This window comes from Micrococcaceae bacterium Sec5.7 (assembly GCA_039636785.1).
Lineage (GTDB): Bacteria > Actinomycetota > Actinomycetes > Actinomycetales > Micrococcaceae > Arthrobacter.
Window position 1 is genome coordinate 543,870 of the sequence record CP144169.1, and the last position, 14,641, is coordinate 558,510.

General features: G+C 62.9%; 12 protein-coding genes. 5 read left to right on the forward strand and 7 right to left on the reverse strand.

Going from position 1 to position 14,641, the window contains the following annotated elements; all coding sequences use genetic code 11:
- The first annotated feature begins 362 nt into the window (after positions 1-362).
- On the forward strand, positions 363-1,832 hold the full coding sequence (locus V3C33_02515) for an IS1182 family transposase (protein XAS68218.1): 1,470 nt from the start codon (positions 363-365) through the stop codon (positions 1,830-1,832).
- Between the two features lie 416 nt (positions 1,833-2,248).
- Here the strand turns inward: V3C33_02515 and V3C33_02520 are convergent, their stop codons facing one another.
- The 3 genes from V3C33_02520 to V3C33_02530 all read right to left on the reverse strand — a co-directional run bounded on the left by V3C33_02520 (position 2,249) and on the right by V3C33_02530 (position 5,117).
- Positions 2,249-2,626: a hypothetical protein gene (locus V3C33_02520; protein XAS68219.1), complete on the reverse strand. Its 378-nt coding sequence runs from the start codon at positions 2,624-2,626 to the stop codon at positions 2,249-2,251.
- 642 nt (positions 2,627-3,268) lie between these two features.
- Positions 3,269-3,862, reverse strand: a complete 594-nt coding sequence (locus tag V3C33_02525; protein XAS68220.1) for a recombinase family protein — start codon at positions 3,860-3,862, stop codon at positions 3,269-3,271.
- Between the two features lie 328 nt (positions 3,863-4,190).
- Positions 4,191-5,117, reverse strand: a complete 927-nt coding sequence (locus tag V3C33_02530; protein XAS68221.1) for an EamA family transporter — start codon at positions 5,115-5,117, stop codon at positions 4,191-4,193.
- An 83-nt stretch (positions 5,118-5,200) separates the two neighbouring features.
- On the opposite strand from V3C33_02530, the gene V3C33_02535 reads away from it, so the two are divergent.
- A complete protein-coding gene (locus V3C33_02535) occupies positions 5,201-6,130 on the forward strand; it encodes a LysR family transcriptional regulator (GenBank protein XAS68222.1) in 930 nt (309 codons plus the stop codon).
- A 166-nt stretch (positions 6,131-6,296) separates the two neighbouring features.
- On the opposite strand, the gene V3C33_02540 is transcribed toward V3C33_02535, so the two are convergent.
- Both V3C33_02540 and V3C33_02545 read right to left on the reverse strand, forming a co-directional pair.
- A complete protein-coding gene (locus tag V3C33_02540) occupies positions 6,297-7,877 on the reverse strand; it encodes an FAD-dependent oxidoreductase (GenBank protein XAS68223.1) in 1,581 nt (526 codons plus the stop codon).
- A complete protein-coding gene (locus tag V3C33_02545; protein XAS68224.1) occupies positions 7,874-8,950 on the reverse strand; it encodes an ABC transporter permease in 1,077 nt (358 codons plus the stop codon). The genes V3C33_02540 and V3C33_02545 overlap by 4 nt, the downstream gene beginning before the upstream one ends.
- A 96-nt stretch (positions 8,951-9,046) precedes the next feature.
- Here V3C33_02545 and V3C33_02550 point away from each other — a divergent pair, with 96 nt between their 5' ends.
- A complete protein-coding gene (locus tag V3C33_02550) occupies positions 9,047-9,640 on the forward strand; it encodes a TetR/AcrR family transcriptional regulator (protein XAS68225.1) in 594 nt (197 codons plus the stop codon).
- 344 nt (positions 9,641-9,984) lie between these two features.
- Positions 9,985-10,314: an MFS transporter gene (locus tag V3C33_02555; GenBank protein XAS68226.1), complete on the forward strand. Its 330-nt coding sequence runs from the start codon at positions 9,985-9,987 to the stop codon at positions 10,312-10,314.
- A gap of 984 nt (positions 10,315-11,298) precedes the next feature.
- Here the strand turns inward: V3C33_02555 and V3C33_02560 are convergent.
- On the reverse strand, positions 11,299-12,441 hold the full coding sequence (locus tag V3C33_02560) for an IS30 family transposase (protein ID XAS69622.1): 1,143 nt from the start codon (positions 12,439-12,441) through the stop codon (positions 11,299-11,301).
- 242 nt (positions 12,442-12,683) lie between these two features.
- Positions 12,684-13,235 carry an AAA family ATPase gene (locus V3C33_02565; protein XAS68227.1) on the reverse strand — a complete coding sequence of 184 codons (552 nt, stop codon included), beginning with the start codon at positions 13,233-13,235 and terminating at the stop codon, positions 12,684-12,686.
- A 236-nt stretch (positions 13,236-13,471) separates the two neighbouring features.
- Between V3C33_02565 and V3C33_02570 the strand changes: the two genes are divergently transcribed.
- A complete protein-coding gene (locus V3C33_02570; protein ID XAS68228.1) occupies positions 13,472-14,572 on the forward strand; it encodes an IS30 family transposase in 1,101 nt (366 codons plus the stop codon).
- Positions 14,573-14,641: the final 69 nt, after the last annotated feature.

Sequence of the window (14,641 nt, forward strand, 5' to 3'; positions counted from 1 at the left end):
CGGTCAGTCAAACGGAGGCAACACAGTGTGGTTTGCGGACTCGGGTCTGCAGCAGCAAATCTTCGGCGTATCCCCAGCCCAATAGGATCAAAATGAATCGGATCAGGCGCATCACTCTCGCGACACCTATGGCAGTCGCAATGGCTCTCAGCGCCCTCACAGGGTGCGCTAATTCGACCGCGGGTGCGCCTGATCCGACAGTTCCTGCAACATCCAAACCGATGGATTCCCATCTGCCGACCCCCATTCAACCGGAGGGGAACGAGTTACCTAGGTGCGTGGGTCAGTAGTGAGGGTGCCGGTTTTTAAAACGCCGGCGGATTAACCGGGGCCTGTTAGTGGCGGCTGGGAGAATCGGGGGTATGGATACCGGTTCTTCCGCGCAGGATGGTTTGTTTGACGAGTCTCTGGTGGGGCGGGTCGAGCAGCCCGCCGATGTGCCGATGGATGCCAATGGTGGGGCCAGGAAGCGCTTCAAGGCGTTCGTGCCGGATGCGGTGATGCTGGTCCCGCCGTCGCTGGAGGAGTGGTTGCCCCAGGGGCATCTGGCCCGGTTCATTGGTGAGCTTGTTGACGGGGAACTGGATCTGACCCGGTTCTATGCCTCCTATGCCAAGGCGAAAGGCCAGCCGCCGTATGATCCGCGGTTGATGCTGCGGATCGTGCTCTACGGATACTGCGTCGGGGTGCGGTCCTCGCGGGAACTGGAAAAGGCGTGCACGGACGTCGTCGCGTTCCGCTGGCTGGCCGCCCAGCAGGCCCCGGATTTCCGGTCCATCGGACGCTTCCGCGAACGCCACCTCGCCGCGTTGGCCAACGTGTTCCTCCAGGCGCTGGAACTCTGCCGGGCCGCGGGCATGGTCTCGTTGGGCCACGTCGCACTGGACGGGACGAAGGTCCGGGCCAACGCCTCGCGGCACAAGGCCATGAGCTATGCCCGGCTGACCGCGAAGCAGAAGGTGTTGGCCGATGAGATCAGTGACCTGATGGCGGAGGCCAAGACCGTGGACGCGGCCGAAGATGCCCGCTTCGGGCCGGGCAAACGCGGTGATGAACTGCCCGTCGAACTGGCCAACCGGGCCCGGCGCGCCGCCGCGATGGCCACCGCCCGGGAATCCCTCGAAGCCGAAGCCGCGGACAAGGCCCGCCGCGAGGCCGAGGCGAAGGCCCGGGACCGTGGGGATGATGACGAGGATGTCTCCGGCAAGGGCGAAGCGGCCGCGTCGGCGGCGGAACCGAAGCCCACGGCGCAACGCAACTTCACCGACCCTGACGCCCGGATCATGAAGACCGCGGACGGTTCCTACCACTACTGCTACAACGGGCAGACCGTCGTTGATAAAGATCACCAGGTCATCGTGGCCAGCGAGTTGAACAACACCGCGGTGGACGTGCAGCAACTGGTCCCGATGGTTCAGAACGCCCAAGAGACCCTGAAGGCCATGCCCGGGAAGTGGAGCGCCGACGCCGGGTATTGCTCGGCGGCGAACCTGGAACACGTCAAAGACCTTGAAGCCAGTGGAACCACGGAGTTCTTCATCTCCACCAGGCGGATGAAACACGGACGCCCGGTCCCCGAATCACCCAGGGGCAGGATCCCGGCAAACGCCACCCCGGCCGAGCGAATGGCCCGGAAACTGAAAACGAAGAAGGGCCGGACGGTCTACGCCCGGCGCAAAGCCATCGTGGAACCGGTCTTCGGACAGATACACACCCGGCAAGGCAAACACGTTCTGTTGCGCGGGCTGGAGAAGGCTGCCGGGGAGTGGAAGCTGATGGCCGGCTGCCACAACCTGCTCAAACTCTTCAGTTACCGCACCGGCCCCGCCTGAACACGGCCCCGGGACGGGTGTCCCGGGATCGAGCCTGCACCACCGAACCGCTACCCATCGGAGCCTCCCGGCTTTCTCCCGCGAAAATGCCGGCGGCCGGCCCCCTTCCCAGGAAAAGGAGACCGCCCTCGGCCCGTCACGGCGCAAACCTGCGGAACCGTCAAACCACTACCGACTCACGCACCTAGTTCAAGTTTCAGCACTCATCGATCAAAAATTCCGACTAGAAATCGAAGCCATCGCTACGCATCGCAACTAAATCTGACAAGAATCGACAACGCTGCACAACATGACCAGCCTTGGCACACCCGGACCTTCCCGCGGAGGGTTCGGTTATCGGACACGTCCCGACGGCTTCTTGCATCTGGGACAAGCCAAGATGCCCGGCGAGGGATCCTTGACCGGTCATCTGGAGACTAGGCGTTCAGGAGCACAGTCGTTTGGGTTCCAGCATGCTTGAATCCCGCGCGGAGGGCCGTGCGGATGGAAGCGGTATTGTCCGTCCTGGCACGCCACTGCGGGACGAGGCCCAATGCCATGGCTTGGCCCGCGGCAATCGAAACGGCAGTGGCAGCATGTCCCTGCTGCCGCTGACCAGGTGCGGTGAGGACACCCATATGCGCCAGGCTGTCTTCCCAAATGTCGTATCCGCATCCTGCCAACGGAAGTGGCGTCGGCCCGTCGTCGTCCAATAGAACGAACGTATTCTTCATCTCGCTCAGGCCGACTTCTGCCGCGTCGTCCTGAGAGCAGGCGCGCTCCAACGAAAAAGCATGTTCTGGATCGCTGCTCACGGTCGGAACGAGGTCTGGGACGGATGGCACGGTGTCACAGAAATAGAGTCCTGCCTCGCCCAGTGGCTGTCCGCCATGCGGAGCGCTGATTTCCAGAAGTTTTGCATGACTTGCGAGTTCTTGGTCGGCAAGGTCGCGGGCTCCTTCAATGGCCCACTTTGGTCCAAACACAACGCCTACCCCGAACAACGAAACAAACATGAGCACGGAACTATCGCTTTTCTCTCGGTAGATCCTCGTGCTTTCCCTGCCAAGGATTCTTGGGGTAGACCGAGGATCTGCGCCCAAGTCGTTTGAACCCTCAGGACGGTGGCGGGACTCAGCTGCATGCACCGAATCTATCGGAGCCAGCCGCCGCCGTCTGTTAATTCGCCGGGGCGATTGAACGGAAGACCGCAGTCGTATGCGATGTGACCGCCCGTCCGTTAGCCGGTCCTCCACCGGCCGCCGCGCCATCTTGCTCCGCACTCTTCAAAAAGTGTCAGTTTCAGAAGTCGTCTGCACTGGATCCCGCGGAACTATGGGGCTTGTGCAGACGACTCCTGACACGGAAGCGTTCGAAGTCGCGTGCACCAACCGTCATTCTGTCTGAAGTCGCCTGCACGAACCGCCACCGACGTTCGGGACTTTTTAGGTGTTCGGCTAGGTCTCGGCGGTCAGCGTCTCCGGCGGACGGGGCGGCAGGTAACGGTAGAGGCTGGAGCGGGTGATACCCGTGGCTTCGACGATCTCGGAGATGGACTGATTTTCCTGGTCGCGAAGGTGGACGGCATAGGCGAGCTTCGCTGGATCGATCACGCTGGGCCGGCCGATCCTTTTGCCTTTAGCAACGGCACGCGCGTGGGCCGCGCGTTCGATCGCGTAGGTTCGTTCCATTTGGCCGAAGAGCGCGAGCATCACCACTGCCAGCTGCGACATGGGATCTTCTGGATTGGCGGAATCAACCCGGATCGGGTCAGCCAGGTTCCGGACGCCGACACCGCGGCCCGCCAGATCGTGGATGAGGTTCAGGGTGTCCCGGACGGTACGGCCTAACCTGTCCAGGGTGTGCACCACGATAACGTCTCCATCGCGGGCCTGGTCGAGGGCTTCATGCAGTCCGGGCCGGTTTGTCGTGGATCCGGATTTCTTGTCCACATAGATATGTTTGGTGGGAATCCCCTCGCCGCGCAGTGCGTCGATCTGCCGGTCGAGGTCCTGTTTCGCGGTCGAGACGCGGGCGTACCCAATTTCCATGGAACCACTGTACCGATACTTATCCTGCACGCTCCGCACGGGACGTCTGAAAGAAGATAATTGTGGAACGAAAAATCGGGGTGTGTCGCTATCTTTCGAAGGGGCATGCTTGGGCGTTCCACTTCCTAGGAAGTGGAACACCCTTCAGTTGCCCCGATTGTGGTTGTTCGTTCGAAATGGCTGCGGCCCCGGGCGAGGATCCATTGAGGGACGGCCGACTGGGCAGGCCGATAGTCATTCGACGCCGGCCATGTTGCCCCTGCCGGGAGGCAGGAGGGCATTTGCTTAACCCATGCCTGTCAGCGGGAGAGTGGGAACACGGTGCGTGTCAGCCCGGGCCTGGTTGGATAGGTGCTTGTTCTTGTTCGTGTTCGCGTGGATCGCTCGACGTGATGCCCGGCCCCTCGGGCCTCGTGCCGGTACGGGCTGCGCCTATGCCGGCAGCTACGACAAGGACTATGCCGATGAGGGCGCTGGTTCGGGGTGACTGGCCCAGAATGGTCGTCCCGATGATTAGAGCGATGGCGGGTTCAAGACTCATCAGTGTTCCGAATGCTGCGGAGGTCAGCCGCCGCAGGGCAAGCAATTCCAGGCTGAACGGGATCAGGGGCAGCAGCAATGCCAGGCCGGGGCTGATGATCAGGTCTTGCCAGTCGAGGTGACCAATTGCAAAGGGCCCGACGGTGACAGTCGCGACGATCGCGGCAACAGGCATGGAGACGCCCAGTGCGTGTAGGCCGGTCACCTCGTCGCCGGCCCTTTGAGTCAGGACGATGTAGCCCGCCCAGCAGGCTGCTGCACCCAGGGCCAGGAGGACGCCGACAGGGTCTGTTGTACCGTGCCATGGTTCGGTCAGTGCAAGTACCCCTGCTGCCGCGACCAGGGCCCACAACCGGGCCCTGCCCCGTCCGAGTGAGGTGGCCACCGATAAGGGTCCGAGGAACTCCAGCGCGCTGGCGGTGCCCAGCGGCAACCGCGTCACGGCGGCCATGAACATAATGGTCATCCCGGCGGTGGCGATCCCTAACAAGACGCACGTCAGCAGCGTGGAGCGCTTGAAGGCGGTTCGCCAGGGCCGGGTGATGGCGATCAGAATGAGCCCTGCCCAGAACAGGCGCAGCCACGCCACACCTGCCGCGCCGATCTGGTCTGTCAGGCCGATCGATGCCGCCAATCCGAGTTGGACGCAGCACATGGCTGCGAGAGCCATCGAGGTGCCGCCACGTAAACCGCTGGCCTGAAGACGGGAGTTCATGTGATCAGTAGATAAGCCAGTCTTCATTCGTGTCCACGTGATAATTCAGGACATATCGTTCGCTGATCCTGCACAATAGGGATGTGGAGATCCGTCGGCTGGAGCTGTTGCTTGAGTTGTCCCGTGCCGGTTCGATGCGCGAAGTCGCAGACCTGCTGGGCACAACCACGTCCACGGTGTCCCAGCAGATCGCGATGTTGAGCAGGGAGGCCGGGACAGCCCTTCTGGAACGGGAAGGCAGAAACGTCCGGTTGACCCAGGCAGGGCGCCGTCTGGCCGCTCACGCGGGAACGATCCTCGCGGCGGTCCAAGCCGCACGGCTGGACCTCGACCCCGGTGCGGAGCCCGCCGGCACGCTACGCGTGTCGGGGTTTGTCACTGCGATCCGCACATCACTGATGCCGATCATCATCCGGCTGGCGGAGAGCCACCCCGGCGTGCAGATTGTCGTCCAGGAACATGAACCGGCCGAAGCCCTCGCCCTGCTGGGCGCCGGTGAGGTTGATCTCGCCCTCACCTACGACTACAACCTGGCCCCGGCGCATGCTGATGCCAGGTTCGATTCCCTCCCGCTCTGGTCCACACCGTGGAGTCTGGGAGTCCTCACTGATGAGGCGAAGAACGTGCACGGCGACGCCCTTGCCGTCTTCAAGGCCTTCGCCGGCCACGACTGGATCGGCAACTCCCGCAACCAGGCAGATGAAGACGTCGTCCGAATCATCGCCTCCATGGCCGGATTCGAGCCATGCCTACGGCACAAATCAGACAGTCTCGACCTCGTCGAGGACCTCATTCTGGCCGGCATGGGCATCGGACTGCTGCCGGCAACCCGCCGAACCCAAGCCGGGGTCACGCTGTTGCCCCTCACCCAACCCGGGGTCACGTTACGCGCCTACGCACTCACCCGCCACGGCAGCAGCACTTGGCCTCCACTGGCCCTGGCCCTGGGTGAGCTGGCCCGCGAACAAAACCGGACAATCCACTCGGTTGACCCGGTTCAACACCTCAAATAGCTACGCGGTCGAGTACGTCAAGGGGCTGCTCTCTGAAGAGGGGCGGAAGAATTCCTGGACGCTTTCGGAGCTGTCCGGGCACCAGGTCCCGGACCGGATGCAGCGGCTTCTCGTTGAATCAATCTCATGTGTCCAAAGCGTCCGGTGGGGACGGACGTGCCGGCTCTCACACGCGCAGGCTGGTCAGCCGGTCCAACGCAGCGCGGAGGTTGGTGTCCCCGGTGCCGCGGGCGCTGAGATAACCGTCGGGGCGTACGAGGATCCAGTCCCCCTCGGTCGCGGCGAGCGTGTCGTGTACCCGGCCGTCGGGATCCCACACCCCGCGGTCATCCTTATCCAGCCGCCGCTGACTGATCGTCACCTGGTCCAACCAGGCCGGTAGGGAGTTGGTGTCCGCGGTGACCTGATCCTGACTGGTGGACTGCCTGCTCCCAGCGAAAACGAGCAGATGCCAGGCTGAGGTCCTGAGCGACCCGCGCAGTACGATCCAGCCGGGTGATTGGGCATCGGCTGCGGAGATTTGGGTGAGTCGCTGGCCGGGTCGTGGACCTTCACCTGACTCGTCGTCCGGCACCGTGAGTGGGCTGTCGGGGTAAGCGATGCTCAGACCTGACGCGTTCCGGATGAGCTGGCGGATGAAGTCACGATCGGAGTTCTGGGTGTCCTTGGGGGTGGTGTCGACCATGGCCGAGTTCGTGACCGCGCCGGTGGAGGCGAGTAGGGCCTGGCCAATGGGAACGCGCTCGGCGTCGTAGGTATCGAGCAGCGCGGCATCGGCGTGTCCGTGTACGACCATGGCCAGCTTCCACGCCAGGTTGTGCGCGTCCTGGATGCCGGTGTTGAGGCCCTGCCCGGACGCGGGGGAATGAACATGGGCGGCGTCACCAGAAACGAAACACCGCCCGACGTGCATCGCGGGTACCGCGCGCTGCTGGATGGTGAACTTCGACGCCCAACTGGGGGTATCCACGGTGGTCTCGCGTCCCAGAGCCTGCGACAACTTGGTGCTGAACTGCCGAGCGATCTGCTCGGGATGCTCAGGCTCTCCTTCGCCGGTCGTGTCCAGTAGCCGCCACTTGCCCGGATCCGGAAACGGGAACAGCATCAGCGCGCCGCCGGCTGGGGACAGCGAGTGCAGGCCATCTCGCTCCAGATTGGTGTGCACGATTGCATCGGCGATCAGCCAGGTGTGGGCGGCTTCGCCTGCCAGCGGGAGCTCGAGGATCTTGCGGACGGTCGAGTGTCCGCCGTCGCATCCCCAGAGGTATCGCGCACGAACGGTCTCCTGCCCCGCGCTGGAGCCATCGCCGCTGCGCAACATGACCGTGACGCCGTCAGCGTCGTGCTGGAACGACTCCAGCCTGGTGCTCCACTCCACTTCGATGCCGGCCGAAGCGGCATATCCGCGAAGCACGCGTTCGGTGATCACCTGATCGATATTGAACATGTATGGAAACCGGGTCACCAGGTCGCCGAAATCATAGTTGACCCGTGTCGCGCGGTCGGCCTGATGGCGGACGAACCCGTTGACTCTCGTTCCGTGCGGAGCGATGTCGCCGAGAATTCCGAGCTGATCGTAGATTTCCAGGCTGCGGGCGTGCGTGGCCAGCGCGCGGCTGGTCGTGGCCGGACCGGGCGCGGCATCCACCAAGCGAACCGAAACACCCCACCGGGCCAGTTGCCATGCGGCCATGAGTCCGACCGGGCCGGCTCCTGCAACGAGGACGTCAACCTCATAATCTGTCATGGCAACCGGACTCCCTCAGTGTTAGCCGTGGCCCTGGTCGACCCGGGCTCTGGGTCGAGGGAGCCTTCGATGTGGACGACTTCCTGGTTGCGGAAGTGTCCGATCATGGTGAACAGGACCCCGGCGAGGGTCCATCCGGCCAGGACCAGCCAGGGGAACAGTGTGTTGGCATCCGGAAAATAGGAGAGGTCCCGCAGCAAGGTGGTCGAGGCTCCCGGGACTAACCATTGACCAATTGTGCCCCAGGGTCCGGGGAGGAACTGCATGGGTGCGGAGGCGGCAGAGATGGGGTTGGCGATCAGCATGGTGATCACGGCACCGACCGGGATACCCGCAGTGCCGATCAGTGCGTTGAGCCCGACGATGAATGAACTGGTTCCAAGCAGCGACAGCGCGGCGGCCAGACCGTTGAGCGCGACGTTTCCCTGCAGCACGCCGTAGAGCCCCTGCATCACCAGCACAATGATGCCGCCGGCCAGGATTGAGTACAGGGCCAGGGCGCCCAGCCGGCGCCGGTTGCCCACCACCGTGAGCGAGACGAGGATGCCGCCGATCATCCCGCCCATGGCCAGCGGGAAGCCCGCCAACGCCAGGCCGGTGCCTTTCGCATCTGACGCCGCGAGCGGAACGAGGTCGGTCACTATCACCTTCGGAGCCGCCGCCGGTGCGGACGCCCCGGCCTGGTTGATTTGGCTCTGGATCTGCTGGGCGACGCCGGTGAGGATCTGGCTCACCGCGGTGCCGTTTGCGGAGGCGGTGAGGACCTCGGGGGTCTGCCCCAGCACCACCGCACCGTAGGCGTCCCGAGAGCGTATGAGGGCCGTGGCCGCGTCCCTGCTGTCCACCGTGGTGATCGTGAAGGTTCCGGCTGCCTTGTCCTCCAACGCCTTTTCCAGTGCCTGGACCTGCGCGTCCGGGCCAATGACGGCCAGGGGGATGTCCTTCGCCGAAGACGTGACGCCGAACCAAGTGAAGGCGAGCAGGACCACACCAACAATGGCCGCGGCCGCGATCGCGATAAGGACCACGCGCGACCACTTGGTGTGCGGCGCGGCCGCAGGAACGATGGACATGGGTTTCTCCCGACTAGTAAAAAGAATGATTATTCTCTATGGTGGATGACGGCAGGGGATCCTGTCAAGAACAACCATTCTTTTTGAGGTGGCCGCATGCCGAGAGTGACAGATGCCTACCGTCAGGCCCGCCGTCTGGAGATCGCGGCGGCGGCGTTGCGCTGCTTTGGCCGCAAGGGGTTCCAGGGAACCTCGATGGCCGACATCATTGCTGAGTCCAGGCTGTCGGCAGGTGCCATCTACAGTCACTTCAAGGGCAAGGACGAACTCATCGAGGTTTCCGTTCATGGGGTCCTGGACCACCTGTTGGATGAGATCAACGCGCTACGCTCGTCTGACCCGTTGCCCGAACCCCGTGAGGTGCTCAAAGCATTCCTGCAAAGCATCGGAAAGGACATCATCGAGCGCGGACTCCTCCTTCAGGTCTGGGCCGAGGCGATGACCGATCCGGGGCTGGCCCGTATAGCGGCCGGAACGGTCACCGGGCTCAAGGAACTCTTCGCCGGTTACCTCATCACCTGGTACACCCAGTCCCGCGGGCTGTCACCCGCGGAAGCTTCCTCCCGCGCCGGGAAATACGCTGCGGTGATGCTGGGAGTGTGCCAGGGCTTCATCGTCCAATCCGCGCTAATCCCGGAGTTCGACGCCCAGGAATACCTCGCAGGACTCGGCGCGATCACACCGGCCTGACGGCTCGGGACGCCTCCGTCCTTCAGCGGCCGTCGCGAGACCTTCATACGAGGATCTCCCCCAACGAAATAAGACGCACTGCTGCGGCTCGGTCCGTGATCCAGCCGGCACACAGCCTCCAGAAACGGGCAGCACAGCCGAACCTTGACTGCTGCCGCAGCCATCGGAAACGGATCGAAAACCGCCAGCCCGCGCTGTGAAAAAACCGCCATTCCGAACCAACAGTCACAGCGGAGTGTCCCGCCGAGGGCGTTCCGGTTCCAAGGAACTGGGACGGCGCTTTGACAAGCCCAGTGCCTTACGGCACCGCTAGGCTCTATGCCTACGAGGTGATGGGGGGAAACGTGGGAGTCTCTGACGACGGCTCTTCGGCAATGGAGTCGAAGCTTCGCCGCTATCCAGCGTTTGTCAGGTTCTGGTTGGCATCGACGGTGTCCGATTTCGGCACCTACATAACTACCTTGGCTTTGTCTGTCCTGATTTTGGTGACGATGAACGGCACACCATTGGATCAGGGCCTGGTCAATGCTGCCAGGTGGACCCCGTATCTACTTTTCGGGCTGGTTGCCGGAGTCTGGATTGACCGGTTTCCCCGCCGAACGGTGCTCATCGGCGGAGACTGGGGTGCCCTGAAGATCTCGGCCAGCAGGACACATGGGTCTTGGAGTTCCTGAAACGTCCGGTAGAAGTGACATTCCGCCAGGACACTCTTCAGTGGACGAGCGGAGCCGACACCCTCAGCTTCAAAAGCGCAGATTCCTGAACGGCCGGAGGCTCCGTTGTGCGTTGCTGCCGGATTCCTGACCGCTCCAACCCTGGGATGCCTTGGACATGCTTCTCGTTGGGGGTGAAGATCATGGGCTTCCTATTTTTCCGATGCTCGACATGCGAGGCTTCATGCCATGGGAAAGCCATTAGTATTCAGGATTGTCCCTATTGCCGGGCTGAGTTTCGGCGGTAGGGCTGCTGTCCTTCTTTGCCTCACGCTAGCGGCTACTGCGTGCACCCCTGAAAACCCTTTAGCTGGTTCCGCGAAGCCATCAACGACCAAGACTGAATGTGCATCACCATCGCGGATCGTAAAAAGTGCTGTCAACGGTACCGAAGTTGAGGGGACGTCTAAGGACGGAATCACGCTGTATGGCCAGGTTCAGTCGGAAGGATTCCTTCTGGCCTCTGAAGCCGAAAAGAAGATTGTTTGGCGCATCAGTGGCTCGGGCCGCCTAGCCGTGACGGTGACCCGACCCGGTGGCGACGAATCGGGTTTAGCCTGGGGTCCTGAACTTCACTCAGCAAGCAACTACGCCCGCCCCGGCGACGAATACGGCACAGCTCTAGTACTCGACCAGTCAGGATGCTGGAATATCAAATTCACCAGGGACTCCCGAACAGCTAATGTTTGGCTGCAGGTGGGCACCTGATCCTCGCCCAATCCCGAGCGGGCTGGTGCTCTGAGGTTTCGCTGGCGACCTCGCCTAGCCAGAGGGCGCCTTTGTTATGCACGGCATCCCCATTGACACGTCCTAAGACAGGCCTTGACCCTTCGTTGCAACGGCAACTGGCCTAACGCGACTTCGGATTTGGGACTGCCCCCGGTTCGGTTGACTCCTTACCTCAGACGCTGGGTGACCGAAGCGTCCGGTGAAGGATCGGCGAATTCAGGCGGTCGTTGCAACGGCGGGTTTTTCTGGTTCAAATAGTAGCCGTTCCATGGCTTGGGCGGGGGTGATGCCGCCCAGGGTCTTGCGGGGTCGGGCGTTGAGTTCGGCTGCGACTTCGAGCAGCCGCTCGGGTGAGTGCACGGACAGGTCGGTGCCCTTGGGGAAGTACTGGCGCAGGAGTCCGTTGGTGTTCTCGTTGGTGCCGCGCTGCCAGGGTGAGTGCGGGTCGCAGAAGTAGATGTCCATGTTGGTCGCCATGGTGATCTGGCGGTGTTGGGCAAGCTCGGTGCCCTGGTCCCAGGTCAGCGACTTGCACAGGTGCTCCGGCAGGGTCTTGATCCTCGCCAGCAGGCCGTCACGGACAGCGACGGCGCCGTGGTCATCGGGCAGGTGGACCAGCATCGTAAACCGGGTCTGGCGCTCCACCAGGGTGGCGATGGCCGAGCGGCAGTTCGACCCCAGGACCAGATCCCCTTCCCAGTGGCCAGGGACGGCGCGGTCGGCGACCTCGGCGGGTCGTTCGCTGATCAGGATCATGTCCGGGATCTTCCCCGCCCGCTTGCCGGTGGGGCGTCTTGGCCGCCTCACGGCGCGGCCTGTGCGCAGGTGTTGGTGCAGGTCAGTGCGCAGGTGACCGCGGCCCTGCACATACAGCGCCTGGTAGATCGTCTCGGGACACACTTGCATCTCCGCCCGGTCCGGGAACGTCGTGGCGAGGTGGTCACTGATCTGCTCGGGACTCCACTTCACGCACAACTTGGCCTGTACCAGGGATGCCAGTTCCAGGTCATCGAACTTGCTGGCCTTGGGTCGGTGACCGCGCAGCTCGGCCCGTTTCTGCGCCGCATACGGCGCATACTTTCCCCGCCCCCGCGCGCCCGTCCCGGGGCCATTACGGCGCAGTTCACGGCTGACCGTCGATGCAGACCGCTTGAGCTGCGCTGCGATCGCCCGCACACTTATTCCGGCCAGGTGCAGGTCCGCGATCTGCAGTCGGTCTTCCAGGCACAGGTACCGGCCCGAAGGTTCGGGTTTCTTGCGCGGGATCCGCCCGCCGGTCCCTTGACGCCAATGACGGCCAGTTCGTCGATCCACTCCAACAGCCTCGCACGCCGCGATCAGCGTCGAGCCCTGGGCCATCAACACCCAGAACCGGGCCTCCTTTTCGATCCGTTCCTTCTTCGACAACATGGGCAACACCTCACAATAAAAAGGGGTGTTGCAACGACCGATTGAACTCGCCATCACCTTTCGGAATGGTGAGGCGTCCCGGTGGGTTCCCCTGCCGGTCACGGTTTTGTGTCGGCCGTCAAGTCGATTTGCGTGTGGATCGCAAATCGACTTGACCTGACGTGGTGCCTTTACGGCCGGGCCTTGGCGCGTTATAGCGCCAGCGCACATACCAAGTTCGCGTAGGTCTCCTCGATGGCTCCGGAGCTACTGTGGATGACGGAAGCGGACGGCCGTTTTCGAAGTCCGCGGACCAGATCGTCGTACATGGACTCCAGCAGTTGCGAACCACCGCCTTGTTCCACGATTGCCTTAATCTGCCCGTGCCACGGGACATCATCCTCGGCGCCACGGTCGCCGAACCGCTCGACGGAACGCTCTTTCGTGTCCATGATGACAATCTCTCGGAAGCCGCTGCCGGTCTCCTCAGCGAGGGCCCGGAAGATTGCAATCTCGTCGTCGGCGTCGAGGAACTGCGGCATGATGACGTCACGTCCTGCAGCAAGGTGCGCGGCAGCCATGCTGGCCGCGACGGGGCGGACTATCTCTCCGGTTCCCTGGAAGTCCTCTTGCCACCCACCAATCAGGCAGCGCACTTGATCGATGTCCAGATTCAATGTGCCCGGGTGGCGATCGACGAACATCCTCGCCAGAGTTGACTTACCGATTCCCGGCGGGCCGTTCAGGAGAATCAGATCAGCCATGAGTGGTTCCCACCGCATCCCACCGAGCCGAACGGTCTTACTGGTATTCGCATAGACGACACGCTAGCCGTACGCATGCGCCCCAGGCCACCAGCCCGTCACGCCCACCCGAGATAATGTCCGTTCAGCGTTCCTTGGGTTCTTGCGGTGATTGCAACACTTAGCGGATGGGTGTTGTCATGGCGGGGTATTCAATTTATTTGAGGCCGGATCTTTTGCAGGTTTTTTGGTCCGGGATGCAGGCGGGTGATTTCATCACCGAAGCCGTGGCTCCGATCAATACGAGCCGGCGGACTGGGCGCCGGGTTCTCGCGGAGGCCGGGGGTGTCAGGCCCCGGCGGGGCCGGGATCTGAAGGGCCGTTGCCTGACCTTCGCCCAGCGAGAGGAGATCGCGGTGCTGCGCGCCCAGGGACGATCATTGCGGCAGATCGGGGCCGTGGTCGGCAGAGCGGCGTCGACGGTGTCCAGGGAGCTGCGGCGCAACTCGGTGGCAGGATTGCCCTACCGGGCGACGTCGGCTCACGCGCTGGCGTATGAGCGGGCTTCGCGGCCGAAACCGGCGAAACTGCACACCAATCCGGTGTTGCGTGCGAAGGTGGAAGGGGACCTGAAAAAGAAGTACTCACCGGAGCAGATCGCAGGACGCCTGCAGGTTGAGTTTCCCGATGAGCCGGAGATGCGGGTGTCACCTGAGACCATTTACCAGTCCCTCTACGTTCAGTCCCGCGGAGCACTCAACCGCGATCTGGCCGCGTGTTTGCGCACCGGGCGGGCTATCAGGCAGCCCTGCAGGAAGGCCGGCCAGCGGAAGAACCGGATCCCGGGGATGATCAATATCTCCGAACGCCCACCCGAGGTTCAGGACCGGGCCGTGCCAGGGCATTGGGAAGGGGATTTAATCATCGGCAAGGGGAATCAGTCCGCGATCGGGACGCTGGTCGAGCGGACCACCAATTACACGATGCTCGTGCACCTGCCGGACGGGTACAAGGCCGAGCAGATGCGTGATGCGCTGACCGCGAAGATCAAGACGCTCCCCGAGGCGCTGCGGCATTCCCTGACCTGGGATCAGGGCATCGAGATGCAGGACTGGAAAACCGTGAAGATCGACACCGGCATCGAGATCTACTTCTGCGACCCGCACTCGCCCTGGCAGCGCGGCCTCAATGAAAACACCAATGGCCTGCTGCGCCAGTATTTCCCCAAGGGCACGGACCTGAGCATCCACAGCGCCGCAGATCTCGACTGGGTTGCCCAGGAACTCAACGACCGGCCGCGGAAAAGACTAGAGTTCAGGAAACCGATCGAACTGATCGAAAACCTCCTGTTGCAATGACCGCCTGAATCCGCCGTTCCCCTAACGGACCTCACGCCGTCTTCCTTGGGCAAGCCGCGGACTAGCGAT

Excerpts from the sequence above, each read along its gene's own strand:
- V3C33_02525 (XAS68220.1), bottom strand. The coding sequence starts at position 3,862 with ATGGAAATTGGGTACGCCCGCGTCTCGACCGCGAAACAGGACCTCGAC.
- V3C33_02545 (XAS68224.1), bottom strand. The coding sequence starts at position 8,950 with ATGTCCATCGTTCCTGCGGCCGCGCCGCACACCAAGTGGTCGCGCGTG.
- V3C33_02570 (XAS68228.1), top strand. The coding sequence starts at position 13,472 with ATGCAGGCGGGTGATTTCATCACCGAAGCCGTGGCTCCGATCAATACG.
- V3C33_02550 (XAS68225.1), top strand. The coding sequence starts at position 9,047 with ATGCCGAGAGTGACAGATGCCTACCGTCAGGCCCGCCGTCTGGAGATC.
- V3C33_02560 (XAS69622.1), bottom strand. The coding sequence starts at position 12,441 with ATGGCCCAGGGCTCGACGCTGATCGCGGCGTGCGAGGCTGTTGGAGTG.
- V3C33_02530 (XAS68221.1), bottom strand. The coding sequence starts at position 5,117 with ATGAACTCCCGTCTTCAGGCCAGCGGTTTACGTGGCGGCACCTCGATG.
- V3C33_02515 (XAS68218.1), top strand. The coding sequence starts at position 363 with ATGGATACCGGTTCTTCCGCGCAGGATGGTTTGTTTGACGAGTCTCTG.
- V3C33_02565 (XAS68227.1), bottom strand. The coding sequence starts at position 13,235 with ATGGCTGATCTGATTCTCCTGAACGGCCCGCCGGGAATCGGTAAGTCA.
- V3C33_02540 (XAS68223.1), bottom strand. The coding sequence starts at position 7,877 with ATGACAGATTATGAGGTTGACGTCCTCGTTGCAGGAGCCGGCCCGGTC.